Source organism: Paraburkholderia silviterrae (assembly GCF_004353915.1).
Taxonomy (GTDB): domain Bacteria; phylum Pseudomonadota; class Gammaproteobacteria; order Burkholderiales; family Burkholderiaceae; genus Paraburkholderia; species Paraburkholderia silviterrae.
Genome location: NZ_SMRP01000004.1, coordinates 351773 through 376211, shown reverse-complemented (window position 1 = coordinate 376211; position 24439 = coordinate 351773). Strand labels below are relative to the sequence as shown.

General features: G+C 66.6%; 21 protein-coding genes and 1 pseudogene. 14 read left to right on the top strand and 8 right to left on the bottom strand.

The genetic code is table 11. The features are described 5' to 3' along the window. The first annotated feature begins 26 nt into the window (after positions 1 to 26). From EYW47_RS12010 to EYW47_RS11995, 4 genes are read left to right on the top strand one after another with little or no spacing between them, the layout of a single operon-like run. Complete coding sequence (locus tag EYW47_RS12010) at positions 27 to 548, top strand: YbaK/EbsC family protein (protein ID WP_133195054.1); 522 nt, start codon at positions 27 to 29, stop codon at positions 546 to 548. A gap of 11 nt (positions 549 to 559) precedes the next feature. Further along, complete coding sequence (locus EYW47_RS12005; protein WP_338117816.1) at positions 560 to 781, top strand: DUF1289 domain-containing protein; 222 nt, start codon at positions 560 to 562, stop codon at positions 779 to 781. Beyond that, positions 778 to 1242: a MaoC family dehydratase gene (locus EYW47_RS12000; protein WP_133195052.1), complete on the top strand. Its 465-nt coding sequence runs from the start codon at positions 778 to 780 to the stop codon at positions 1240 to 1242. The genes EYW47_RS12005 and EYW47_RS12000 overlap by 4 nt, the downstream gene beginning before the upstream one ends. After that, positions 1239 to 2222, top strand: a complete 984-nt coding sequence (locus EYW47_RS11995) for an MBL fold metallo-hydrolase (RefSeq protein WP_133195051.1) — start codon at positions 1239 to 1241, stop codon at positions 2220 to 2222. Before EYW47_RS12000 ends, EYW47_RS11995 begins: the two co-directional genes overlap by 4 nt. Positions 2223 to 2604: 382 nt before the next feature. Here EYW47_RS11995 and EYW47_RS11990 read toward each other — a convergent pair whose 3' ends face one another. Beyond that, positions 2605 to 3906 (bottom strand): DUF445 domain-containing protein, encoded by a 1302-nt coding sequence (locus tag EYW47_RS11990; RefSeq protein WP_133195050.1) that lies wholly within the window; start codon positions 3904 to 3906, stop codon positions 2605 to 2607. A gap of 118 nt (positions 3907 to 4024) precedes the next feature. Beyond that, positions 4025 to 4924 carry a DMT family transporter gene (locus EYW47_RS11985; protein WP_133195049.1) on the bottom strand — a complete coding sequence of 300 codons (900 nt, stop codon included), beginning with the start codon at positions 4922 to 4924 and terminating at the stop codon, positions 4025 to 4027. Positions 4925 to 5057: 133 nt separating this feature from the next. Between EYW47_RS11985 and EYW47_RS11980 the strand changes: the two genes are divergently transcribed. After that, complete coding sequence (locus EYW47_RS11980) at positions 5058 to 5528, top strand: Lrp/AsnC family transcriptional regulator (protein ID WP_133195048.1); 471 nt, start codon at positions 5058 to 5060, stop codon at positions 5526 to 5528. Positions 5529 to 5588: 60 nt separating this feature from the next. On the opposite strand, the gene EYW47_RS11975 is transcribed toward EYW47_RS11980, so the two are convergent. Further along, on the bottom strand, positions 5589 to 6488 hold the full coding sequence (locus EYW47_RS11975) for an alpha/beta fold hydrolase (RefSeq protein WP_133195047.1): 900 nt from the start codon (positions 6486 to 6488) through the stop codon (positions 5589 to 5591). 258 nt (positions 6489 to 6746) lie between these two features. Between EYW47_RS11975 and EYW47_RS11970 the strand changes: the two genes are divergently transcribed. Continuing rightward, a complete protein-coding gene (locus tag EYW47_RS11970) occupies positions 6747 to 7706 on the top strand; it encodes an NAD(P)H-dependent flavin oxidoreductase (RefSeq protein ID WP_133195046.1) in 960 nt (319 codons plus the stop codon). A gap of 8 nt (positions 7707 to 7714) precedes the next feature. On the opposite strand, the gene EYW47_RS11965 is transcribed toward EYW47_RS11970, so the two are convergent. The 3 genes from EYW47_RS11965 to EYW47_RS11955 form a co-directional block, all read right to left on the bottom strand. After that, entirely contained in the window at positions 7715 to 8692 is a 978-nt protein-coding gene (locus EYW47_RS11965) for a LysR family transcriptional regulator (protein ID WP_133195045.1), read from the bottom strand. A 202-nt stretch (positions 8693 to 8894) separates the two neighbouring features. Further along, positions 8895 to 9992: a porin gene (locus EYW47_RS11960; protein WP_133195044.1), complete on the bottom strand. Its 1098-nt coding sequence runs from the start codon at positions 9990 to 9992 to the stop codon at positions 8895 to 8897. Between the two features lie 554 nt (positions 9993 to 10546). Further along, positions 10547 to 10975: a hypothetical protein gene (locus EYW47_RS11955; protein WP_133195043.1), complete on the bottom strand. Its 429-nt coding sequence runs from the start codon at positions 10973 to 10975 to the stop codon at positions 10547 to 10549. Between the two features lie 721 nt (positions 10976 to 11696). On the opposite strand from EYW47_RS11955, the gene EYW47_RS11950 reads away from it, so the two are divergent. Beyond that, positions 11697 to 12740: a bile acid:sodium symporter family protein gene (locus EYW47_RS11950; protein ID WP_133195042.1), complete on the top strand. Its 1044-nt coding sequence runs from the start codon at positions 11697 to 11699 to the stop codon at positions 12738 to 12740. Between the two features lie 351 nt (positions 12741 to 13091). Here the strand turns inward: EYW47_RS11950 and EYW47_RS11945 are convergent, their stop codons facing one another. Then, entirely contained in the window at positions 13092 to 13247 is a 156-nt protein-coding gene (locus EYW47_RS11945) for a DUF3309 family protein (protein WP_133195041.1), read from the bottom strand. Positions 13248 to 13383: 136 nt separating this feature from the next. On the opposite strand from EYW47_RS11945, the pseudogene EYW47_RS11940 reads away from it, so the two are divergent. The 7 genes and pseudogenes from EYW47_RS11940 to EYW47_RS11910 all read left to right on the top strand — a co-directional run. Continuing rightward, positions 13384 to 14520 (top strand): annotated as a pseudogene (locus EYW47_RS11940) (LacI family DNA-binding transcriptional regulator); the annotation flags it as partial. Between the two features lie 141 nt (positions 14521 to 14661). Next, a complete protein-coding gene (locus EYW47_RS11935; protein ID WP_240763651.1) occupies positions 14662 to 16044 on the top strand; it encodes an AGE family epimerase/isomerase in 1383 nt (460 codons plus the stop codon). A gap of 97 nt (positions 16045 to 16141) precedes the next feature. Further along, positions 16142 to 17119: a carbohydrate kinase family protein gene (locus EYW47_RS11930; protein WP_133195039.1), complete on the top strand. Its 978-nt coding sequence runs from the start codon at positions 16142 to 16144 to the stop codon at positions 17117 to 17119. Positions 17120 to 17318: 199 nt separating this feature from the next. Beyond that, a complete protein-coding gene (locus tag EYW47_RS11925; protein ID WP_133195038.1) occupies positions 17319 to 17540 on the top strand; it encodes a hypothetical protein in 222 nt (73 codons plus the stop codon). 207 nt (positions 17541 to 17747) lie between these two features. Beyond that, positions 17748 to 17993 carry a hypothetical protein gene (locus tag EYW47_RS11920; protein WP_133195037.1) on the top strand — a complete coding sequence of 82 codons (246 nt, stop codon included), beginning with the start codon at positions 17748 to 17750 and terminating at the stop codon, positions 17991 to 17993. Positions 17994 to 18135: 142 nt separating this feature from the next. After that, positions 18136 to 19251 (top strand): ion channel, encoded by a 1116-nt coding sequence (locus tag EYW47_RS11915; RefSeq protein WP_240763650.1) that lies wholly within the window; start codon positions 18136 to 18138, stop codon positions 19249 to 19251. A 199-nt stretch (positions 19252 to 19450) separates the two neighbouring features. After that, positions 19451 to 23065 carry an indolepyruvate ferredoxin oxidoreductase family protein gene (locus EYW47_RS11910; protein ID WP_133195036.1) on the top strand — a complete coding sequence of 1205 codons (3615 nt, stop codon included), beginning with the start codon at positions 19451 to 19453 and terminating at the stop codon, positions 23063 to 23065. Between the two features lie 90 nt (positions 23066 to 23155). Here EYW47_RS11910 and EYW47_RS11905 read toward each other — a convergent pair whose 3' ends face one another. Continuing rightward, complete coding sequence (locus EYW47_RS11905) at positions 23156 to 24433, bottom strand: sensor domain-containing phosphodiesterase (RefSeq protein WP_133195035.1); 1278 nt, start codon at positions 24431 to 24433, stop codon at positions 23156 to 23158. Positions 24434 to 24439 lie beyond the last annotated feature (6 nt).

The following is a 24439-nucleotide window of genomic DNA, read 5'->3' as shown; positions in this document are numbered from 1 at the left end:
AATCGCAGTACGAAGGAAATGACGACATGACGGCATCGCTTGTCAACTCAGAAAAGGACGGCCTCGAAGCCCTGCCCGATTCCGCGCGCCGCGTCGCGCTGCTCTTGCGCGAGTGCGGCCACGCGAAGCCCGTCGTGCTGCTGCCCGAAACCGGCAAGACCTCGGCGGAAGCGGCGGCCGGGCTCGGCTGCGAAGTCGCGCAAATCGCCAAGTCGATCCTGTTTCGCCGCCGCAAGGACGATGCGCCCGTGCTCGTGATCGCGAGCGGCGCCAATCGCGTCGACGAAAAGAAGGTCGAGGCGCAGGTGGGAGAAGTCGGCCGCGCCGACGCGAAGTTCGTGCGCGAAATGACCGGCTATGCAATCGGCGGCGTGTGCCCGATCGGCCACGCCACAAAGCCCGTCACGCTAATCGACGCCGACCTGTTCGCGCTCGACAGCCTCTGGGCCGCGGCGGGCCACCCGCATGCGGTGTTCAATCTTTCGCCGCAGGAGCTGGCGGCGCTCACCGGCGCACCCGTGGTGGACGTCGCGCTGCGCGACGCATGAGCGCGAACCCGATGAGCGTGCCCGTTCAAACGCCCTCGCCCTGCATCAACGTGTGCCGCATGCACGAGGCGAGCGGCCTGTGCGAAGGGTGCCTGCGCACGATCGACGAGATCGCCGCGTGGTCCACGCTCGACGACGCTGCAAAGCGCGCCGTGTGGGACGCAATCGAAACGCGTCATGCGCAATGGATGACCGAGCGCGTCGATGCGCCCGATCGGGGAGACGCACGATGACCGCGCCTGCCCGTGTCGTGACGATCGGCGAGACGTTTGGCTCGACGCTCGCGCTCTCGCCCGATACCGTGAAGTCGTTCGCCACGCTCGTGAACGACCTGAACCCGCTGCACCACGACGACGCCTATGCCGCGCAAAGCCGCTTCGGCGGCCTGATCGCCTCGGGCACGCAGCCCACCGCGTATTTCATGGCGCTGCTCGCCACGCACTTTTCGCAGTATGCGCAGCCGCTCGGCCTCGAGTTCGACATGAAGCTCAAGCGCGCGGCGCACGCCCATGACGTGCTCACCTTCGAGTGGCGCGTCGTGGACGCGCACTGGAAAGCGAGCCTGAACGGCGATCTCGTGAAGCTCGAGGGCACGGCAGTCAACCAGCACGGCGAGACGCTCGTGGTGGGACGCTCGACGATCCTCGTGATGCCGAAGGCCCAGGCGCAAGCGAGCGGAGAAGCCGCGCGATGAGCGGGGTTTCAGCGAACCCGAGCGCGACGTTGCCCGCGACGTTGCCCCCGACGTTGCCTGTGCCGCTGCCCGCGTCGATCCGCGTGTTCGAGCGCGGCTGGCTCTCGTCGAACAACGTGCTGCTCGTCGATGAGTCCCGCGCCGCGCTCGTCGACACGGGCTACGCCACGCATGCCGAGCAAACCGTCTCGCTCGTGCAGCACGCGCTCGCGGGGCGCGCGCTCGACACGATCGTCAACACACATCTGCATTCGGACCATTGCGGCGGCAACGCACGCTTGCAGGCGCAATGGTCTTGCGAGACGCTCATTCCCGCCGCCAGCGCGAGCGCCGTGCGCGCCTGGGACCAGGCGCGGCTCTCCTTTCTCGCCACCGGCCAAAGCTGCGAGCGCTTCGCCATCACGGACACGCTCGCGCCCGGCGCACGCCTCACGCTCGGCGGCTTCGAGTGGGACGTCATCGGCGCGCCCGGTCACGACCCCGATTCGCTGATGCTCTACGCGGCCGAGCCGCGCGTGCTGATCAGCGCCGACGCGCTCTGGGAGCACGGCTTCGGCGTGATCTTCCCCGAGCTCGAAGGCGAAAGCGGTTTTGCGGAGCAGCGCGCCGTGCTGGACGCCATCGCGCAACTCGATGTGGCCGTGGTGATTCCGGGCCATGGCGCGCCGTTCACGAACGTCGGGGCCGCGCTCGAACGCGCCGGTGCTCGCCTCGCGTGGCTGAGCGCCGATCCGGCGCGCAACGCCAAAAACGCGCTCAAGGTGCTGATCGTGTTCAAGCTGCTGGAAGTGCGCACGATGACGTTCGCGGCGCTGGACGCGATGCTCGCCGGGGCCTCGGCCATGCGCGCGGCGGCGCGGCAGATCGCGCCCGAGCGCGCATGGCCCGCGCTGATGCGCGACCTGGCCGGCGAGCTGGCGAAAAGCGGTGCGCTCGTGATGGGCGAGAACGGGGTCGAAGCACCCGCCGGCATGTCCTGACGCACTTGCGCCTGCGCCGTCACGCACAACGCCAGGCGCGGCGCACCAAAAAAAACGCTCGTCCCTTTCCAGGACGAGCGTGAGAATCGTGCTCTGACGTGATCAAACTGTCGAGCCGATCATACTCGCGCGCGAATTCGCGTCGCATCGGTGATTTCCCTACAAACTGCCATCGGCCAAGCGGCGTCGAAACGGCCCCGAAGCCAAAACGTTTGCGCGTCGACGCGAACAATTGATTCGCGCTCCGAATCGTTGAGCGACCGCGCGTTGACGAAAAAAGCGCACGTTCACGAGCGTGTCATATCCGACGCACAAACCGGCACAAACCGGCAACGCACAAGCCGGCAACATGGAAACCCGCAACGTGCAAACCCGCAACCTGTCACCCGCCGAGTTGCAGGCGCAACCATTCGAACACGTGCGAGCACAGATACAGACCGAGCCCGATCGTCCCGCCGATCACCGTGCCGTTCACGCGTATCGCCTGCAGATCCTTGCCGATCTTCAGCTCGATCAGGCGCGCGGTCTCGCGCGTGTCCCAGTGTCTTACGGTATCGCGGATGTGATGCGTGAGGTAGCGCGCGAAATCTGGCGCCATCGCGCGCGCGGCGTCTTCGAGATGGCCGTTGAGCGACGCGCGCAGGTCCGCGTCGCCGGCAAGCGACTCGCCGAGCCAGCGTCCGGTCGCCGCCACTTTCGCGTGCAGCGTCGAGTCGGGACGCTCCAGGTCCTCGCGCAACCATGTGCGCAGGCTGTCCCATAGCGCGTGCGTGTACTCGTTGAGCGCGCTGCCTTCGCGCAGGCTCGCCTTGAGCTCCTCGCCCTTGCGCTGAAATGCGGGATCGCTCTTGAGCTGCACCACGAGCTTTTGCACCACCTCGTCGAACTTCTTGCGCAAGTGGTGCTCGCGGTCTTCGCTCACCTGCAGCAGCAAACGGTTCACCGCGCTCTCCAGCACGCGCGCGCCGCTATCGCCAATCCACTCCGAGGGCAGAATCTTTTCCGTCCACGGAAACTCGCCCTTGAGGCCGTCGACGATGCGCGCCGCCACGAACGCGCGCGTGCTCTCCTCGGCGAGCAGATGGCCGAGCTGATCGAGCATCTGGTCGAGCAACTCCTGATGGCGGCCGTCCTTCGTGAGCGTGTCGAGAATCGCGCCCGCCGACTTCGAGAGATCGACTTTGTCGAGCGCGGCATGCAGGCCATCGCGGATGAAGGCCCGGATGCGCACGTCGTCGGTGAGGCCGAGCAGGCCCGACATCAACCGCACCGCGTAGTCGCCCAGATGCTGGGCGCTCTGAGGCGCCATGAGCCAGGACGAGAGCCGCTCGACCGGATCGTGGCGGCGGATCAGCCCGACGAGCGAATCGACGTTGAGAAACTTGTCGTGCACGAACACGGCGAGCTCGTCGGCAATGCGGTCCTTGTTGCGCGGAATGACGCCCGTGTGTGCCGCGATGACCGGAATCGGCACCCGGCGGAACAGCGCGACCACGGCGAACCAGTCGGCGAGCGCGCCCACCATGGCCGCTTCGCTCATCGCCTTGATGCCGTCGATCACGAGGCCCGGCGGCGAGAGCGCCGTGACGACGAACACGAGCGCCGCCGCCACCAGCAAGAGGAGCGGGCGGCGCTTGGCGCGCTGGAGTTCGGCTTCGTCGTGGCTGGTGTCTGGCTGGGTCATGCGCGCTCGTGCATCGTCGTGGTCGGAGAACCGCGACATTATGCGACCAGCGCGTGAAGGGTGCGGTGTCGTCAAGACGCGCTTGCGCCACCGTGTGCGCGAGCGAGGTGACGCCCGCTCAAGCCGAAGACGTTTTGCGCCGCTGCGGCACGATCCGCCAGCCGAGGTTCACGCCCGCTGCCGCGAGCAGGATGAGCGCGGCGCCCGCCACCTGGATCCACGCGAGGCGCTGCCCGAACGCGAACCAGTCGACGAAGATCGCCACCACGGGATAGATGAACGAGAGCGCGCCGGTCATCGCCGTGGGCAGCTTCTGGATCGCACCGTAGAGCAGCACGTACATCACGCCTGTGTGCACGATGCCGAGCGTGACGATCTGCGCCCAGTGCCCGGGCGTGGCGGGCAGCGTGCCGTAATGGATGAACGGCGCGAGCGCGAGCGCGCCGAAGGCGAGCTGCACGAGCGCGATCAAGTGGGGCGGCGTGCCCTTGAGATGCCGCGTGATGATCGACGAGATCGCGTAGAGAAACGCCGCGCCCGCTGCACAAGCCACGCCTTGCAGGTATTCACCGGGCACCGCGAGCACGGCCGGCTGCACCTCCACCACGCCGACGAGCCCGACGAAGGCGAGCGCGAGCCACGCGACGGTGGACGCGCTCACGCGCTCGCCCAGCACGAGCACCCCGAGGCCCACGAGCATGAACGGCTGGGTGTTGTAGACGGCGGTGGCCATGGAAATGGAAGCGCGCGAGTAGGCGGCGAACAGCAGCACCCAGTTGGCGACGATGGCCGCTCCCCCCGCCATAGCGAGCGCGAGCGTGCGCCAGGGCAGCCTGCGCCGGTAGAGGCCGAGCGCCGCGCAGACGAGCGCGAGCGTCGCGCCGCCCAGCACGCAGCGCATGAACGCGACGTTGATCGGCGATTGCTGCGAATCGACAACGAGCCAGCCGATGGTGCCGGACATCAGCATCGCGGTGACCATCTCTGCCGCGCCGCGGCGAACTTCTGGGGAAGCCATGGGAGGGAGCTCCTCGTGAGTACCTGAGTGCAAGTTTACTCAGTGCGAAGCGCGGAATACATGGCTAAACTAAGGTCACGATATCGGAATACCTTCGAATCGAAGGCAATCATGCGAAGACGCAGGTGAAATCATGACCAAACGACCCGGAGTGCCTCTCCCCGCCCCGCTCGACGAGATCGACCGCGCATTGCTCGCCGCCCTGGCCGACGACGGGCGCGCGAGCGTGAGCGAGCTGGCTCGCCAGATCGGGCTCTCCGCGCCGAGCACGTCGGAGCGGCTGAGGCGGCTCGAAGCTCAGGGAGTGATCGGCGGCTACACCGTGCGCATCGACCCGCGCGCGCTCGGCTACACGCTGCAGGCCATCGTGCGCGTGAAGCCCCTGCCGGGGCAGTTGCATCTGGTCGAAGAGGTGATCCGCCGGATTCCCGAATTCATCGAATGCGACAAGGTCACGGGCGACGACTGCTTCATCGCCCGGCTCTATCTGCATTCGATCGAGCAACTCGATGAGATCCTCAGCAAGGTCACCGAGCGCGCGGAAACGAGCACCGCCATCGTCAAGTCCACGCCCGTGGCGCGCCGTCTGCCGCCGCTCGGCTAAGCGTGGGCCGACGTAGCGCGCTAAGGCGCCGCCCGGCGCCACGCCGGCACGCTGAAGCCGTCAATCCTGCCGCTCGGTCGCCTCGAAGAACGAGAGAATTTCGCCCACGAGCGCCTCGCTCGCCTCCTCGGGAATGTAGTGGCCGCACGGCAGCGTGCGGCCGCTCACGTCGCGCGCCACCTTGCGCCATTCCGCGAGCGGGTCGAAGCAGCGCTCGATCACGCCATGCTCGCCCCACAGCACGCGCAGCGGGCAGCCCACCTTGTGGCCGCGCTCGATGTCGGCCCGGTCGTGCTCGAGGTCGATGGTCGCGGAGGCGCGGTAGTCCTCACACATCGCATGCACGGCGCCCGGCTCGCGCAGCGCCGCGCGGTACGCGCCGAGTGCCTTGGGCGCGAAAGGCGCGAGCCCCGCGTGGCGGCTGCCCATCACGCGCTCGATATACGCATCGGGATTCGCGCCGATCAACTCCTCGGGCAGCGGCTCGGGCTGGATCAGGAAGAACCAGTGGAAATAGAGCGTGGCGAACTCGCGGTCGGTCTGCTCGTACATGGCGAGCGTGGGCGCGATGTCGAGCAGCATCAGCCGCTCCACGGCGTCGGCGTGGTCGAGCGCCATGCGATGCGCGACCCGCGCGCCACGGTCATGCGCGCAGACGAGAAAGCGCTCGAAGCCGAAGTGCCGCATGACCGCGACCTGATCGGCGGCCATCGCGCGTTTCGAGTAGGCGGCGTGGCTCGCATCGCTCGCCGGTTTGGACGAGGCGCCGTAGCCGCGCAAGTCGGTGGCGATCACGGTGAAGTGCTGCGCAAGATCCGCCGCGCAGCGATGCCAGATCATGTGGGTCTGCGGGTGACCGTGCAGGAGCAGGAGCGGCGGCCCTTCGCCGCCACGGACCCCGTCAATCTCGACGCCATCCGCGGTGCGGACAGTGAAAGGCGTGTATCCCTCGAACGGCATGGCGGGTCTCCATCGTATCGTTGTTGGTCTGGCGAATATTGTAGGAGCGGTATGTGGCGCCGCGCCCCAAATTCGGGCAGGAAAAGCTAGAAACCGAACACTCCCTCGACTCGCTCGAACAGCAGGCGCACCATGTGCCGAAAGCCGCGCACCTATAATCGAACGACCGTTTCATCGGGCGCCCAGCGCGATTTCCAGCCTGAGCCCGCGCCTGAAGCCGGCCTGAATCCACCATGCCGCCAGCAAGGAGACCTCGTCATGGCATTGCCCGCCGTCCTGCAGAACCTGTCGTTGCCTGTCGTCGGCTCGCCGATGTTCATCGTGAGCTATCCCGAGCTCGTGCTCGCGCAGTGCAAGGCGGGCATCGTCGGCTCGTTCCCCGCGCTCAACGCGCGCCCCGCCGAACTGCTCGACGACTGGCTCACGCAGATCCAGGAGCAGCTCGCCGCGCACAAGGCCGCGAACCCAGACGCCGTGATCGGGCCGATTGCCGTGAACCAGATCGTGCATCAGTCGAATACGCGGCTCGAGCACGACGTGCGCGTGTGCGTCGAGCACAAGGTGCCGATCTTCATCACGAGCCTGCGCGCGCCGCCCAAAGAGCTGCTCGACGCCGTGCACAGCTACGGCGGCGTCGTGCTGCACGACGTCATCAACCTGCGTCACGCCGGCAAGGCGCTCGAGGCGGGCGTGGACGGCCTGATTCTCGTTGCGGCGGGCGCGGGCGGCCACGCGGGCACGACCTCGCCATTCGCGCTCGTGGGCGAAGTGCGCCGCATGTTCGACGGCCCCATCGTGCTCTCGGGCGCGATCGCCAACGGCGGCTCGATCCTGGCCGCCCAGGCCATGGGCGCCGATCTCGCCTATATGGGCACGCGCTTCATCGCCACGCGCGAGGCGCACGCCGTGGACGCCTACAAGCACGCCATCCTCGAAGCCAAGGCCGCCGACATCATCTACACGAACCTCTTCACGGGCGTGCATGGCAACTACATCCGCGAGAGCATCGCCAACGCGGGGCTCGACCCGGACGCGCTGCCCGAGTCGGACAAGTCGAAGATGAACTTCGGCGGCGAGAAGGCCCGTGCGTGGAAGGACATCTGGGGCGCGGGCCAGGGCGTGGGGCTCATGGACGACGTGCCGTCCGTGGCCGAGCTGGTCGCGCGCCTGAAGAGCGAGTACGACGAAACGAAGGCGCGGCTGGGGTTTGCGCGCTGACGGCGTCGTCAGAGCAGCTTATCGGGTGGCGTCGGCGGCGTCGGCGGCACCGCCCGCGCCGCCGCCGCGCGGATCTCTTCGACGCCCGGCCAGAGCGCGCGCTCGCCAAAGCGCTCCGCGAGGAAATCGACGAACGAGCGCACCTTCGCCGAAAGATGGCGACGGCTCGCGTAGACAGCGTAGATCGGCAGCTCGCGCGGCGGCAGTTCGTCGACGAGCAGCGGCACGAGGCGGCCTTGCGCAATGTCGTCGCCGATCACTTCGGTGCCTAGCATCGAGAGCCCGCCGCCCTGCAGCAGGACCACCCGCAGCGCCTCCAGGTGATTGACGATCAGATTGCCGCCCGGCTTCGGGCGCGCGTGCGCTTCCGCGAACGGCGCGAGCTCCGCCGCCGAGGCGCCCGCGTAATGCACGAACTTGTGCTGCGCGAGATCGGCGACGCTCTTCGGCACGCCGTGGCGGCGCAGATACGCGGGCGCGGCGCACAGCACGATGTGCGCGGTGGCGAGCGGCCGCGCGATCAGCGACGACGACTTCAGCCCCGAAGGCGACGCGCGGATCGCTACATCGAAGCCTTCGTCGATCAGCTCGACCACGCGGTCCGAAAGGGTGATATCGACGGTGACTTGCGGGAAGTCCGCCGCGTAGTCGGCCACCGCGCCCATCACGTGGCGCAGGCCGAACGCCGTGAGCGACGACACGCGCAGGCGCCCCTGCGGCACCACGCTCGCGGCGCCCACGGCCTGGCCGGCTTCGTCGAGCTCGGTGAGCGCCTGGGCCACGCGCTCGTAGTATTCGCGGCCCGCCTCGGTGGGCGCGACGCGGCGCGTCGTGCGGTTCAACAGGCGCGCGCCGAGCTGCTGCTCGAGATGCATCACATGCTTGCTCGCCATGGCCGCGGACATGCCCATGCGCTCGGCCGCGGCGACGAAGCTCGCCGCCTCCACCACGTGCCGGAACACTTTCATGCTGACGAGGGTATCCATCGCGCCGTTCTTTCCGCAAAAATCGGGTTAATCAGGAAACAAGCAGGAAACAATCGCCAAGATTGTGCGCGTTTTATCAATATTGAGTAGTCAAACGCGCAGCCCTCACGGCCCACACAGCCCGTGGCGGGCGCGAGAAAACAAAACCCCGCGCTGCGAATAGCGCGGGGTTTTGTGTTTGCTGCTTCAGACGTGATGGCGCTTAGAACTTGGCGCGCAGGCCCACGCCGTAGGTCTGGCCCGACGACATGTTGTCGTAATGGTCGTACATGTAGGCCGCGTAGACGTCGGTGCGCTTCGAGAGCGGGTAGTCGTAGCCGACCGCCGCCGTGTTGTGCGTCTGGTTCAGGCCGCCGCTGTCGCGCGAGTACGCATACGACGCCATGATCGTGCCCGGGCCGGCCGGCACCGAAACGCCACCCTGGGCCGTGTTCACGTGCCAGCTGCTGATGTCGCTGTTGTTGTTCGTGTACATGTACTGGCCGAAGAACTTCACGTACTTCAGGTCGTACGAGAGGCCCACCTGTGCGACACCCTGGCTGCGCAGGCCGACGATGGTCGTGTCGCCGCTCACGATGCTGCCGATGTCGCCCGGCGTGTTGTTGAAGTTCACGTACTGATAGACCGCCGTGGCCGCGAACGGGCCGTGGAAGTACAGCGCCTGGACGCTCCACTTCTTCTTGCCGTTTTCGCCGGCCTGGTTGCCGAGCGCGTACATGGCCGTGCCCGAGAGGCCGTTGAAGTTCGGCGTCGAGTACTGGATCGCGTTGTTCCAGCCCGAGTCGCCCACCACGCCCTGGTCGGTCGTGTAGGTCGGGAACGTCGAGAGCCCGAGGTACACGTGGTACACCATCGGCGAGAAGACGTACGAATCGATGAACGGGTTGAACAGAATCGTCGAAACGAACAGCGGCGTCGTCAGGCGGCCCGCGGTGACGGTACCGTACGGCGATTCGATGCCGACGTACGCGTTGCGCGCGAAGAAAGTGTCGCCCTGGAAGCGGCCGAACTGGCCGTTCTGCGCGCGGAAGAAGCTTTCCAGCGTGAAGATCGCCTTGTAGCCGCCGCCCAGATCCTCAGCGCCCTTCAAGCCCCAGTAGGACGTCGACATGCCCCCGCCACTGACGTTCCAGGCCGTTTGACCGCCCGGGAAGCGCGTAGCCCCGACCCACTCGTCGACCTGACCATAGAGCTGAACGCTCGACTGCGCGAATGCCGACGACGATGCGGCGGCAAGCACGGCTGCAATGACACCCGCCTTGAGAGGCGTACGCAGCGCGCGGCTGACGGCTTTTTTCATGGGTTCTCCTGTCTCTTTGTCAAAAAGGATGATTGGCGGCTTTGGCGCTCGCGCAAACCGTTTGTTATCTCGTCGTTCGCAGGCGTGGCCGTTCTGGGCGGGACCATCTTTGCGGACCATTTTTATGGACAAAAATATCGATTGTTATCGCCGGTATATCGGTCCGATTAGATTGCTATCGGCAAACCCCGGCTCGACGGATTTCAGTGACTGTTTCGCCGCACTGCAGCATGACTGCGCACCTGGCTCGCGGCCCGCATGAACAGGACCTCGGCCCGGTTTTTGCTGCTTTCTGGCCACGCCGAAAAGGCGCCGCCTCAACGAAGCCGAGATTTGATGATGAAAGGGCACTGTATGACGAGGGATTTCCCAAAAAGTGTGGTATCCACGCGTCAGTTTTGAGACTCGGAGAGGGAAGAACGATGGGAAAAAGGAAGGGGGGAGAGGCAAGAATGCGCGCCAGGATGCGCGCGTTCTGATTGACGCGACGGACGCATCAGCATGCGCCCGCGGATCCGGTTGTGCAGTTAGTTGCTTTTGCCGGTCTAATTACGTTAATTGCGATACGGCGCCGGCATCGGCGGACGAGGCACGTCGCCTCCGTTGCGCTGGAACGGGCGGAAGGTGCCGCGCTCCTCGTTATAGCGCGCGACGTCTTCGCGAATAGAACCGGCGCGCACCGGCGAGTCGGCCGGTGGATGGGGAACCTGACGTGCTTCCGCGCTCACGGGCTGAATCGGGCCGTGATAGCCGCCGAAGCCATTGCCGTAGGGATCGCCGTACGGGCCAGTGTTGACACTGCTTGCGCGCCGCTGCGCCTGGTGGGCACCCTGGTGATCGCGCCAGCCGCCCTGGTCGGCCACGCGCATCGATCCCGCGTTGTAGCGCCCGCCCGGCGCGCCGCCGTAACCCCCGCGCTGCGCGACGCCGCGCTGGCCCCCCCATTGCATGGGCATGGCCGCACGCGGGGCCTGACGCATCATGGGCGGGGCCTGAAAGCCGCCGCCATGAAAACCGCCACCGCCGTGAGCTACAAATGCAGGTTGTGCATGGGCGAACGCGACGAGGGCCGTTAATCCGGCCCCCACGATCCACTGTCCCATCCGTAACAACCCTGCGCGCATTGTGTGTCGATCACCTGCCCGACGTTCAGCATGGTTTGCCGCCATTCGGGCCATGGCGGGCCGTTCCGGGAAGCGCACGTGTGTCGCGCAACGATTGCTGCCGCAACGGTTTCTGAACGTTCCTTGACGGTAATTTATGGGCGTCCTGAAGGGGTGTCGAGCCAAAAAGTGTTATGCCCTCGGAAGGGTTGTAACACCATGTTACTGCACGATTTTTTGGCCTTTGGGGACACTTCGCACGGGCCTGATTCATGCTGTAGAACAGCTTCAGCCGGACTGCCGCGAGCCCGGCCGGCGCGGCTTTGCGGGTCATGGATGCGCACCGCTTTCGTCGCATTTTGTGCCCGGTCTTTTGCATGACGAATGAATCCCGGCGATGCCTGTTTGCGCCGGTTGTCTCGCGGCAACCACATCGTGCCGGTGAGTCCTGAGTACCGTCGCCTCATGCGCAGTACTCATCAATCGATTCGTCAAATGAATTTGCTTTTTCAATCGGCTTGCCGCGACAATAGAGCTCCCGTTTCCCCCGTGGCGCCCTGATCGAACGAAGCGTGCCGCGATGCGCACTTGAGATTCTCCGATGGCTCGTCCGAAATTCCTGCCCGATAACTTCACGCTGTGCCTCATTGGCACGGTGACGCTCGCCAGCCTCTTGCCCGTGCACGGCCAGGCCGCGACGCCCTTTAACTGGCTCACCAACGTAGCCGTCGGGCTGCTGTTCTTCCTGCACGGCGCCAAGCTCTCGCGCGAGGCGATTGTGGCGGGCGCCACGCACTGGCGCCTGCACATCGTCGTGCTGGCGAGCACCTTTGTCCTTTTCCCGGTGCTCGGGCTCGTGCTCAAGCCGGTGCTCTCGCCGCTCGTCACGCCCGCGCTCTATATGGGCGTGCTGTTCCTGTGCACGCTGCCCTCGACCGTGCAGTCGTCCATCGCGTTCACCTCGATCGCGCGCGGCAACGTGCCCGCCGCTGTCTGCAGCGCGTCGGCGTCGAGCCTGATCGGCATCTTCGTCACGCCCGCGCTCGTGAGTCTCATCGTGACGAATCAGGCCGCGGGCGGCACGTCGCCCTGGCATACGGTCTGGAACATCGTGTTGCAGCTGCTCGTGCCGTTCGTCGCGGGGCAATTGCTGCGGCCCGCGATCGGCCGCTGGATCGAGCGCAACCGCGGCGTGCTCAAGTTCGTCGATCAGGGCTCGATCCTGCTGGTGGTCTACGGGGCGTTCTCCGAGGCGATCAACGAAGGCCTCTGGTACAACACGCCGCTTGCGGCGCTCGGCGGCCTGGTCGTCGTCAGCGCGGTGCTGCTCGCGCTCGCGCTCGGCGCCACCATGTTCGCGAGCAAGAAGCTCGGCTTCTCGCGCGCCGACCAGATCACGATCATCTTCTGCGGCTCGAAGAAGAGTCTCGCGGCCGGCGTGCCGATGGCCAAGGTGATCTTCGCGTCGAGCGCCGTGGGCGCGGTGGTGCTGCCGCTCATGCTGTTTCATCAGATCCAGCTGATGGTATGCGCGGCGCTCGCGCAGCGCTGGGGCGCCCGCGACATGAGCGCCGAGCGCGCCGAAGCCGGCGACGAGTCGCGCGCGGGCCGCAGCGAGCAGGCTGCGACGGCAGGACGGCAGTAAGCAGCGCCAAACTTCGGACGAGAATGGCGCGGCAACGCCGCGCTAGACGAAGGCGCACAGTTTTCGCTGCGTCGTCGGCTCAAGGTTCGTTCGTATGATTGCCCGGCTCCTCCACGCCATGATCGAGGATCGCAGCCGGCCCACTTCCCCGGATCTCTCAGTTATTCGCGCGACGGACACCTCCCCGCAACGCGCGTGCGCACAAACAACACGCACAAACACTCCCCCATCCGCGCCCACCGTCCGCAGCAGCATCCCAAAGCGGACCCAAATGCAACTGGTGCATAAAACAAGGCCGGCGCGGATCACTCCGCGCCGGCCTCGCTGCCCAGCAAGCATGGCATTGCGCGTCTAGACCTGCCCGGTCAGCACGAGCCACAACATGACGATCAAGCCGGCGCCCACGGTGCCGGACGGTCCGTAGCCCCATGTGCGGCTGTACGGCCACGCGGGCACCGAGGCGACCAGAAGCAAGTCCAGAAAGAGCAGTAGAGAAATGCCGTGCAAGAGGCCTCCGGGTCGAACAATGACCCGCGACACCACGCAATTGCCGTTCCCGGTCAGTTTGTTTAGTTATTTTTACTAAACATGTAAATTTACGTTTATTCACGCAATTACGGGTATTTACGGGGGTTTTTAGACCCTGGTCAACGTTGTGTGGCGATATTTTTACTATACAATCGCCGCACACCTGACCGTATCGCGGCGCGCACCCTCTGCGCATATCCCGGGCACGCCCGCCGCGCGGCGTCAGCTAGCGCAGACAGGAACCATGGCGACAACCATCCGTGACGTCGCGCAGGCGGCCAACGTGTCGATCGGCACGGTCTCCCGCGCTCTGAAGAACCAGCCGGGCTTATCCGAGCTCACGCGCGCGCGCATTGTCGAAGTCGCGCGCTCGCTCGGCTACGACTGCGGGCAACTGCGCCCGCGCATCCGCCGCCTCACCTTCCTGCTGCACCGCCAGCACAACAATTTCGCCGCGAGCCCGTTCTTCTCGCACGTCCTGCACGGCGTGGAAGACGCCTGCCGCGAGCACGGCATCGTGCCAGCGCTGCTCACCGCCGGCCCCGCCGACGACACCATCCAGCAGTTGCGCTTGCATGCGCCCGACGCCATCGCCGTGGCGGGCTTCGTCGAGCCGGAGACGCTCGCCGCGATGGTCGCGCTGCAGCGCCCGCTCGTGCTGATCGACCTGTGGGCGCCAGGCCTGCGCTCGGTGAACATCGACAACGCCGCAGGCGCCGCGCTCGCGATGCATCATCTGTTCAGCCTCGGGCGGCGGCGCGTGGCATTCATCGGCGGCTCGCTCGCGCACTACAGCATCGCGCAGCGCGCGCTCGGCTACCGGCGCGCGTTCTTCGAAGCGGGGCTGCTGTTCGATCCGTCGCTGGAGACCAGCATCGACGGCGGGCTCGATCCCGATACGGGTGCGGCGCTCGCCATGCAGCGCCTGCTCGATGCTGCGCGCCGCTCATCCGGCCCGTTGCCCGACGCCGTGTTCGCCTATAACGACGCCGCCGCGCTCGCCGCGATGCGCATATGCCAGGCCAATGGCTTGCGCGTGCCGCAAGACATCGCGATCGTCGGCTTCGACGACATTCTTGGCGCGTCGCACGCCGCGCCCGCGCTCTCGACGATCGCTGTCGACAAGGAAGCGCTCGGACGCCGCGGCGTCGAGTTGCTGCTCGAAGAAGCGCCCGAAACGAGCGAAATCGTGCTGCCCGTGCGGCTCGTCGAGCGCGCGAGCACGGTTGCAAGCGAGCGCATGTCGGCTGCCACATCGGCTGCTACATCAGCTACCGCATCGGTTGCCATGAGCACGCCGTTGCGCGCCGCGCCGAGCGCCGACAAAGCCCACGCAGCGCTGCTGAAGCCCCACCAAGCCTAGTCAGTCACGCCAAGCCAAGACGAGAAAGCCATGACGAAGCCTTCAAACGCCGTCGCCTCCCACGAGGCCAAACAGAACCAGCAGGACGAGGCGCCCCACGCAAGCGGGCAAGCGGGCGCCACGGCGCCCGCGGTCGCGAGCTTTCGTGACCGTGCGTTCCTGCTCGGCCATGTCGAGGACACGCTGCGCTTCTACGCACCCAACGTGCTCGACCGCTCGGGCGGCTTCTTCCATTACTTCCGCGACGACGGCTCGATCTACAACGCCCACTCGCGCCACCTCGTGAGCAGTTGCCGCTTCGTCTTCAACTACGCGATGGCGTACCGCGAATTCGGCGACCCGTCGTACCTGGAGTACGCGCGCCACGGCCTGCAGTTCCTGCGCGAGGCGCATTGGGATCCGCATCACGAAGGCTACGACTGGGAGCTCGAATGGCGCGACGGCAAGAAGCACACGCTCGACGCCACGCGCCACTGCTACGGCCTCGCGTTCGTGCTGCTCGCCTACGCGCACGCGGCGATGGCGGGCATCGAAGAAGCCCGGCCGATGATCGCCGCCACCTTCGAGCTGATGGAGCATCGCTTCTGGGACGGCGCGGCGGGCCTCTACGCCGACGAAGCCAGCGCGGACTGGCTCGTGTCGAGCTATCGCGGCCAGAACGCGAACATGCATACCACCGAGGCGCTGCTCGCCGCCTATGAGGCGACCGGCCACCTCGTCTATCTCGACCGCGCGGAGCGCGTCGCGTCGAACGTCACGCTGCGCCAGGCGAAGCTCTCGCAAGGCCTCGTGTGGGAGCACTTTCACGCCGACTGGTCGGTCGACTGGCACTACAACGAAGAGGACAGCTCGAACATCTTCCGTCCGTGGGGCTTCCAGCCGGGGCACCAGACCGAATGGGCAAAGCTGCTCATGATCCTCGAGCGCCATCGCCCATTGCCGTGGCTGCTGCCGCGCGCGACCGAGTTGTTCGACGCGGCCATGGCGCACGCATGGGACGACGATCACGGCGGGCTCTATTACGGCTTCGGCCCGGACGGCACGGTGTGCGACCACGACAAGTACTTCTGGGTGCAGGCCGAGACTTTCGCGACCGCCGCGCTGCTCGCGAAACGCACCGGCAACGAGCGCTTCTGGGACTGGTACGACGAGCTTTGGCGCTACAGCTGGGCGCACTTCGTCGATCATCGCTACGGCGCGTGGTATCGCATCCTCACCTGCGACAACCGCAAGTACAGCGACGAGAAAAGCCCAGCGGGCAAGACCGATTACCACACGATGGGCGCATGCTACGAAGTCCTGAACGCCTTGCCGGGCCGCGGCATGGCGCCGATCATCGGGCCAAAGACGGGGCAAGCGGCGGGACGCGAGACGGCCTTCGCGCAGGCGAACGGCACCGACGGCCGCGCGTAAGCGACTGAAAGCATCACGGCGCAAGATCGAAGCAACCTCGACGCAAACTCGAAGCAACCCCGACGTAACAGCGACGCAACAGGCGAAGGAACAAGCGATGAGCACCTGCAGCACTGGCCCCGACTTCTCGTCCGGCTTCCCCGCGTTCATTTCGGCGGGCGACATCCTCACCGATCTCGTGCGCGGCCCCGCGCCCGAAGGCACGGCGCACGCATCGGCCGCGCCGGGCATGGACTCGCACTGGCGCGCGCATCCTGGCGGCGCGGGCTGGAACGTGGCGCGCGCGGTGGCGCGCCTCGGCCTGCCCACGGCGTGCGCGGGCGCGCTCGGCACCGACAACTTCTCCGACGAGCTCTGGAACGCGAGCGTCGCCGCCGGCCTCGACATGCGCTTCATGCAGCGCGTCGAGCGCGCGCCGCTGCTCGCGATCGTGCACCAGACGCATCCGCCCGCGTACTACTTCATCGGCGATAACAGCGCCGACCTCGCCTTCGATCCGGCGAAGCTGCCCGAGGGCTGGCGCGCGCACGCGAAGTGGGCGCACTTCGGCTGCATCAGCCTCGTGCGCCAGCCGCTCGGCGAAACGCTCGCGACACTCGCGGCCGAATTGCGCGCGGCGGGCGTGCAGATCAGCTTCGACCCGAACTACCGCAATCTGATGGCGCACGGCTACGAGCCGATCCTGCGCCGCATGGCTGCGCTCGCCGATCTCATCAAGGTGTCCGACGAAGACCTGCGCATGCTGTTCGCCGATAAAAGCGAAGGGGAGGCCATCGCAGCCTTGCGAGAGCTGAACCCTGCCGCCACGCTGCTCGTCACGCGCGGCGCGCAAGCGGCGACGCTCTACGCCGGCGACGCGGTGATCGAGGCGGCCCCGCCGCGCGTCGAAGTCGCCGACACGGTGGGTGCGGGCGATGCGTCCATCGGCGGATTGCTCTTTAGCCTGATGAGCGCGCCCCAGCGCGACTGGCGTCAGCATCTGGCGTTCGCGCTTGCGGCCGGCGCCGCGGCATGCCGCCGGCCCGGCGCGCATTCGCCCACGCTCGACGAAGTCGTCGCACTGCTCGCGGACTAGCGCGCTCGCCCGCGCGTGCGCCTGCGCCTGCGCCTGCGCCTGCGCCTGCGCCTTGCAACGACGGTAATGCCGGCACCTGCGCCGCGTCCGATGCGCGGCGCACGGCTGACATGAAAGCGCCGCGTCAGCGTCACATGCATGCCCCGCAGGGGTCTGGTCAACGTGCTAGCATGGAATTTCCTTCCACGAGGAGCCCGCTATGGACGACGTCACCTACACCAAGGGGATCTACACGGCAGTCGCCACCGTGCGACCCATGAACGCCGGCCAGTACCAGGGCCTGGTCTCCCTGGCGCGCGACGACGGCGAGGAACTCGAGAACGCGGTCTACGAAGTGGACGGCGCCTCGGGGACCCCCGAAGAAGCTCTGGAAGAAGCCAAGGCGCTCGCGCACCGCATCCTTGGCGAGCTCGAACTGTAAGGTGCAAGCGAGGCAAGCGCGAACCGCCAGGGGCGGCGATCCCGTCCTCGAAGGCCCGCTTCGGGCGCGCCCCCGCAATGGGTCGGCGCTCGCGCACGAACGGGTTTGACCCGGGGCCTGTTCATACCCGTAACGGGCCCCGACCGGCTGCTGTGCATGGGACCAGACTAAGTGGGTTGCCCCCACTCTGGTCGACAGGAGATGAACATGGCCGAACAGCTCTTTCTCTATGGCGTCTACGCCATCCACGTGCATCCGCTCGAACTGCAGGGCGCGCGCTGGGACGCCGAATATCAGATCACGCATCGCGACAAGCCCGTGCAGCAGTGGGTCACGATTGGCGGCAACAAGGGCTTCGAGGCGCCCGCTGTAGCCGTCGACGCCGCGCACCGCCAGGCCATCGCCGACATTGAGCACGGCGCGGGCATTCCGAAGCCGCACGCGTTTCCATGACCGGCGCGGGCGCACCGCCCGCCTCCGAGTGCTCGCTTGATCCCGCGCAGGGCCGCTGCGCGGGTGCGCGCTTGTCCGGTTTCTCGGGGATTGCTACGCTTGGCTCCTCATTTCGCCCCCCATCCCCGAAGAAGCGACCACCATGACACCCGAAATGCCGGAGCGCAACGCATACGAGAATGCCAACGGGCCGGCCGCGCAAGACGCCTCCGCAGTGCACGCGCCGCCTGCCAAAGGAGCGGATGAGCAACCCGAAGAAACCTCGACCGACGCGCTGTGCCCACCGGTTTCCACCGCGGCGGCCTCCACCGCTGCGGCCTCCACCAAGGCGGCATCCACCGCCCCCGCACGCGAGCCCGAAGCCCATCACGGCAGCCCGCGCAAGCTGGAATTCGGCTCGCGGAAGATTCTGGTCTACGGCATGCCCGTGCAGACCTGGCGCGACTTCTATCACTTCGCGCTCACGATGCGCTGGCCCACGTTCTTCGCCTCGCTCGCCGGCCTCTTCATCGTGCTCAACGGCATCTTCGCGTGCCTCTATCAACTTGGCACGGCGCCCATTGCCAACCAGTACCCGCACGGCTTCCTCGGCGCGTTCTTCTTCAGCGTCGAGACGCTCGCCACGGTCGGCTACGGCGACATGCATCCACAAACGATCTATGCCCACCTCGTCGCGACGCTCGAGATCTTCGTCGGCATGTCGGGCGTCGCATTGGCCACGGGGCTCGTGTTCGCGCGCTTCTCGCGACCGCGCGCGAAGATCCTGTTCGCCAACCAGGTGGTCGTGCATCCGATCGAAGGCCGCATGACACTGATGGTGCGCGCCGCCAACGCGCGCCAGAACGTGATCGCCGAAGCGCAGGCGAAGCTGCGCCTGATCCGCGTCGAGACCTCCTCGGACGGCTACACCGCACGGCGCATCTATGACCTCAAGCTCGTGCGCTCGGAGCATCCGCTCTTCACGCTCGGCTGGAACCTCATGCACATCATCGACGAATCGAGCCCGCTGTTCGGCGCCACGGCCGAATCGCTTGCGCGCCAGACCGCGGCGCTGCACGTCGTGATCGAAGGCTCGGACGAGTCGACCGCGCAAACCATGCAGGCGCGCCACATCTGGTCGGACGCGCAGATCCGCTGGCAGTACCGCTACGTCGATCTGATTAGCGAGGTGGACGGCGTGAGCGTCATGGACTACTCGCACTTTCACGACGTCACGCCATTCGACGACACCAAGCCGTACGGCCCGCACGTGATCTGACTCCGGCCGGTTTCGCGGGTCGTCCAAAGCCCGCCAGGGAGATCTTTCTCAAAATTTGCCCGCCACGGGCAGCCTGTCGCGCGAATCGCACCCGCGCCCGGTCAGTTAGCAAAATATTTCCGTCATTGGCGCGAAAAAATAGAGTCTTCCTCGCCGCCCTCCACCCAGGGCGTACGACAGCAATAAATGGAGACTCCTCATGACCGCGCGCCCCGCGTTCGGCGACACGGCTTCCACGCCGCCTCTCGCTGATTACAAGCTCACCGACAATCTCACCGCCACGCGCGGCCGCATCTTCCTCACCGGCACCCAGGCGCTCATCCGCCTGCCGCTGATGCAGCGCGCGCTCGATCGCGTGCATGGGCTGAACACGGCGGGCTTCATCAGCGGCTATCGCGGCTCGCCGCTCGGCATGGTCGACCAGCAGGCCTGGAAGGCCAAGAAGCTGCTCGAAGCCGCCGACGTGCGCTTTTTGCCTGCCATCAACGAGGAGCTGGGCGGCACCGCCGTGCTCGGCACGCAGCGCGTGGAAGCGGACCCGGAGCGCACCGTCGAAGGCGTGTTCGCGATGTGGTACGGCAAGGGCCCCGGCGTCGACCGCGCCGGCGACGCGCTCAAGCACGGCAACGCCTACGGCTCGTCGCCGCACGGCGGCGTGCTCGTGGTGGCGGGCGACGATCACGGCTGCGTGTCGTCGTCGATGCCGCATCAGAGCGACTTCGCGTTGATGGCGTGGCACATGCCCATCGTGAATCCTTCGAACATTGCGGACATGCTCGAATTCGGGCTGTACGGCTGGGCGCTCTCGCGCTACTCGGGCGCCTGGGTGGGCTACAAGGCGATTTCGGAGACAGTGGAGTCGGGCTCGACCGTCGATCTCGATGCGCTGAAAACGGACTGGCAGGCACCGGCAGGCTTTACACCGCCCACGGGCGGCCTGCACAACCGCTGGCCCGATCTGCCGAGCCTCGCGATCGAGCAGCGCCTCGCGGCCAAGCTCGACGCCGTGCGCCACTTCGCGCGCGCGAACAGCATCGACAAGTGGATCGCGCCGAGCCCGCACGCGAACGTGGGCATCGTCACCTGCGGCAAGGCGCATCTGGACCTGATGGAAACGCTGCGCCGCCTCGATCTCACGGTCGAGGACCTCGATCGCGCCGGTGTGCGCATCTACAAGGTGGGGCTTTCGTTCCCGCTGGAGATGTCGCGCCTCGACGCCTTCGTCTCGGGCCTGACCGACGTGCTCGTGATCGAAGAGAAAGGCCCTGTGATCGAGCAGCAGATCAAGGACCATCTCTACAACCGCAAGGAAGGCGCGCGCCCGAGCATCGTCGGCAAGCACGCCGAGGACGGCACGCTGCTGCTCTCCGAGCTGGGCGAGCTGCGTCCCTCGCGCATCCTTCCCGTGTTCGCCGCGTGGCTCGCAAAGCACAAGCCGGCGCTCGACCGCCGCGAGCGCGTGGTCGACCTCGTCGCACCGCAGATTCTTTCGAACGTCGCAGACGCCGTGAAGCGCACGCCCTACTTCTGCTCGGGCTGCCCGCACAATACCTCGACGAAAGTGCCCGAAGGCTCGATTGCGCAGGCCGGCATCGGCTGCCACTTCATGGCTTCGTGGATGGAGCGCGACACCACCGGCCTCATCCAGATGGGCGGCGAAGGCGTGGACTGGGCCGCGCACTCGATGTTCACGAAAATGCCGCACGTGTTCCAGAATCTCGGCGACGGCACCTACTTTCATTCAGGCATCCTTGCGATCCGCCAGGCCGTGGCCGCGAAGGCCAACATCACCTACAAGATCCTCTACAACGACGCCGTGGCGATGACGGGCGGCCAGCCCGTGGACGGCAGCATCTCCGTGCCGCAGATCGCGCGCCAGGTGGAAGCCGAGGGCGTCTCGCGCTTCGTGGTGGTGAGCGACGAGCCCGAGAAGTACGACGGCCATCACGGCCTGTTCCCGAAGGGCACGACGTTCCATCACCGCGACGAGCTCGACACCGTGCAGCGCGAGCTGCGCGAAACGCCGGGCGTGACCGTGCTGATCTACGACCAGACCTGCGCCGCCGAGAAGCGCCGCCGCCGCAAGAAAGGCGAATTCCCCGACCCGGACAAGCGCCTCTTTATCAACGAGGAAGTCTGCGAAGGCTGCGGCGATTGCGGCGTGCAGTCGAACTGCCTCTCGGTCGAGCCCGTGGAAACGGAGCTGGGCCGCAAGCGCCGCATCGACCAGTCGTCGTGCAACAAGGACTATTCGTGCGTGAACGGCTTCTGCCCGAGCTTCGTGACCATCGAAGGCGGCAAGCTCAAGAAGGCGGCGGGCGCCGCGTTCGATCCGCAGGCGCTCGCCGCGCGCGTGAATGCGTTGCCCCTTCCGGCCACGCATCTGGACAACGCGCCCTACGACATCCTCGTGACCGGCGTGGGCGGCACGGGCGTGGTGACGGTGGGCGCGCTCATCAGCATGGCCGCGCATCTGGAAGGCAAGAGCGCGTCCGTGCTCGATTTCATGGGCTTCGCGCAGAAGGGCGGCTCGGTGCTGTCGTTCGTGCGTTTTGCCGCGACCGATGCGCTGCTCAACCAGGTGCGCATCGACACCCAGCAGGCCGACCTGCTGCTCGCCTGCGACATGGTGGTGGGCGCGAGCGCCGACGCGCTGCAGACCGTGCGCCACGACCGCACGCGCATCGTCGTGAACACGCATGAGATTCCGAACGCGACGTTCGTGCAGAACCCCGAAGCGAACCTGCACGCCGATGCGCTGCTCGCGAAGATGCGCCATGCGGCGACGGGCGGCGCCACGCTTGCGCAAGATCCGCTTGCGGCCTGCGATGCGCAAGCCCTCGCGCAACGCTTCCTGGGAGACACCATCGGCGCGAACATCGTGATGCTCGGCTTCGCGTGGCAGCTCGGCCTCGTGCCCGTTTCGCTCGCGGCGCTCACGCGGGCGATCGAGCTGAACAACGTGGCCGTGCAGGCGAATCTGCTCGCGTTCTCGATCGGACGCCTCGCCGCCGCCGATGCGGCCGCACTCGAAGCGCTGGACACGCAGCGCGCGGCTGCCGCAAAAGCGACGGTGCGCAAGCTCACGCAAACGCTCGACGAGCTGGTCGCCGACCGCGAGCAGCGTCTGCTCGCCTATGGCGGCGCGGGCTATGTGAAGCGGTATCGTGCGCTGGTCGACTCGGCACGCGGCGCCGACAAATCCACCGATCAAGCTCTCGCGCGCGCTGTGGCGAACACGTTCTATCGCCTGCTCGCGGTGAAGGACGAATACGAAGTGGCGCGCCTGCACGCCGATCCGGCCTTCCGCGCCGCGCTCGAAGCGCAGTTCGAAGGCCGTGCGGGCAACGACTTCACGGTGAAGTTCAATCTCGCGCCGCCGCTCATCGCACGTGAGAAGAACGGCCAGCATCCGCGCAAGATGCAGTTCGGCCAGTGGCTGTGGACCGGGTTCGCACTGCTCGCGAAGGGACGCGGCGTGCGCGGCACGTGGCTCGATCCGTTCGGCAAGACGCTCGAGCGCCGCATGGAGCGCGCCCTCGCCGACGACTACGAAGCGACGCTGCGCGCCGCACTCGCAGGTGTCACGGCTGACAAAGCCGCCGATCTCGCGAAGTTCGCGAGCCTGTATCAGCGCGTGCGCGGCTACGGCCACGTGAAGCTCGCGAATCTCGCCTCGGTCAAACGCAGCGAGCGCGAACTCGCCACGCGCCTGAATATCGACGTGAAGACGAGCGCGGCGGTGAATGAGGCACTTGCCTCGTTCAAGGGCGCGGGCGCATTGCGCGGCATTCCGGTGGTGGTCGCCAAATAAGCGGCGCTTTCAGTATCAAGCAAGCAAACGGCGCGAGTGCTTCACACTCGCGCCGTTTTTTTCATCGATACAAAACACGGCAAAGCGCGCTCAATCCACCTCCTCCGCCAGCCAGTCCACATCCCCACACAACACGCACAAACGATCGCCCACCTGCACCGCCATCGAAAGCGTCACGCACGGCAACGCCTCGTTGATCGACAAATACGGCGCGCTCACATGCACGCGCCCGGGCGCCACCAGCGCCGCGCGAAAGTACGGCCGGCGCAGCCAGTTCGCACCCTGAGCGTCGTCTAGCGGCAAGAAACGCGCGTCGTGCTCGGCGCGGTCCACGCGCAACACCACGTTGCGCCCCGCCTGCCGTCCGTTCGCGTCGAGCAAAAAACAGCGCGCCGCATGATCGAGCGCGAGAAAATTCCAGCACACCTCTTCCAGCGACTCGCCCGCGCCAAGCCGCTCCGCCGCGCGCTCGAACGCGCGCACGTAGGGCGCGAGACGGCTCGCCGTGCCGCGCTCGCGTGCTTCGGTCTGCTGACGAAAACGCTCCGTGGCGTCGGCGATCACAGCCTGCGCATGCACAGCGTCAGTGATGCCGGGCGCGGGCCGCGCGAAGAAGAAGCCCTGCACGAAGTCGGCGTTGCACGAGAGCGCGAGCTGGGCCTCCTGCTCCGTCTCCACGCCCTCGATCAGCACCAGCTTGCCGGCTTCGTGCAGCAGCGCGACGAGCGCGGGCAGCGTCGCGGCCATGTCGGCGCGATGCGCGGCGTGCAAGAGCATGATGCGGTCGAGCTTCACGATGTCGGGATTCAACTGCCACACGCGGCCGATATCGACATGGCCCGCGCCGAAGTCATCGAGCGCGACGAGAAAGCCCCGCTCGCGAAACTCGGCCACCGCGTGCGCGAGTGCGTCGAGATCGGTCGCCTCGGCTTCGAGCACTTCCAGCACGACACGCCGCGGCGGCAAATCGAGCCGCAGCAAGTTCGCCAGCAGCGCCGCCGCGTGATACGGCTCGATCAGCGTGCCCGGATGCACGTTCAGAAACAGCCACTCGCGCTCGGCGCCCAGCAAGGCGAAGTTTTCCAGATGCAGCGCCTGCGCGAGCCGGTCCATCTGGAGCAGCTCGCCCACGCGCGCGGCTTCGCCGAACACGTCGATGGGCGAGATGGGCCTGTCGAGCGAGTCGTGCGCGCGCAAGAAGCCCTCATAGCCGATCGCGCGCATGTGCGAGAGACTGAAAACCGGCTGAAACACGCTCGTGAGCGTGAGCTCGCCATGTTGCACGCTATAGCGCTCCAGCCCCGACGTGACGCTCAGATCGAAGCCGTGCGGCGCCGTGGCCGTCTTGTCCTGTTGCTCTGTGATCATGCTTTC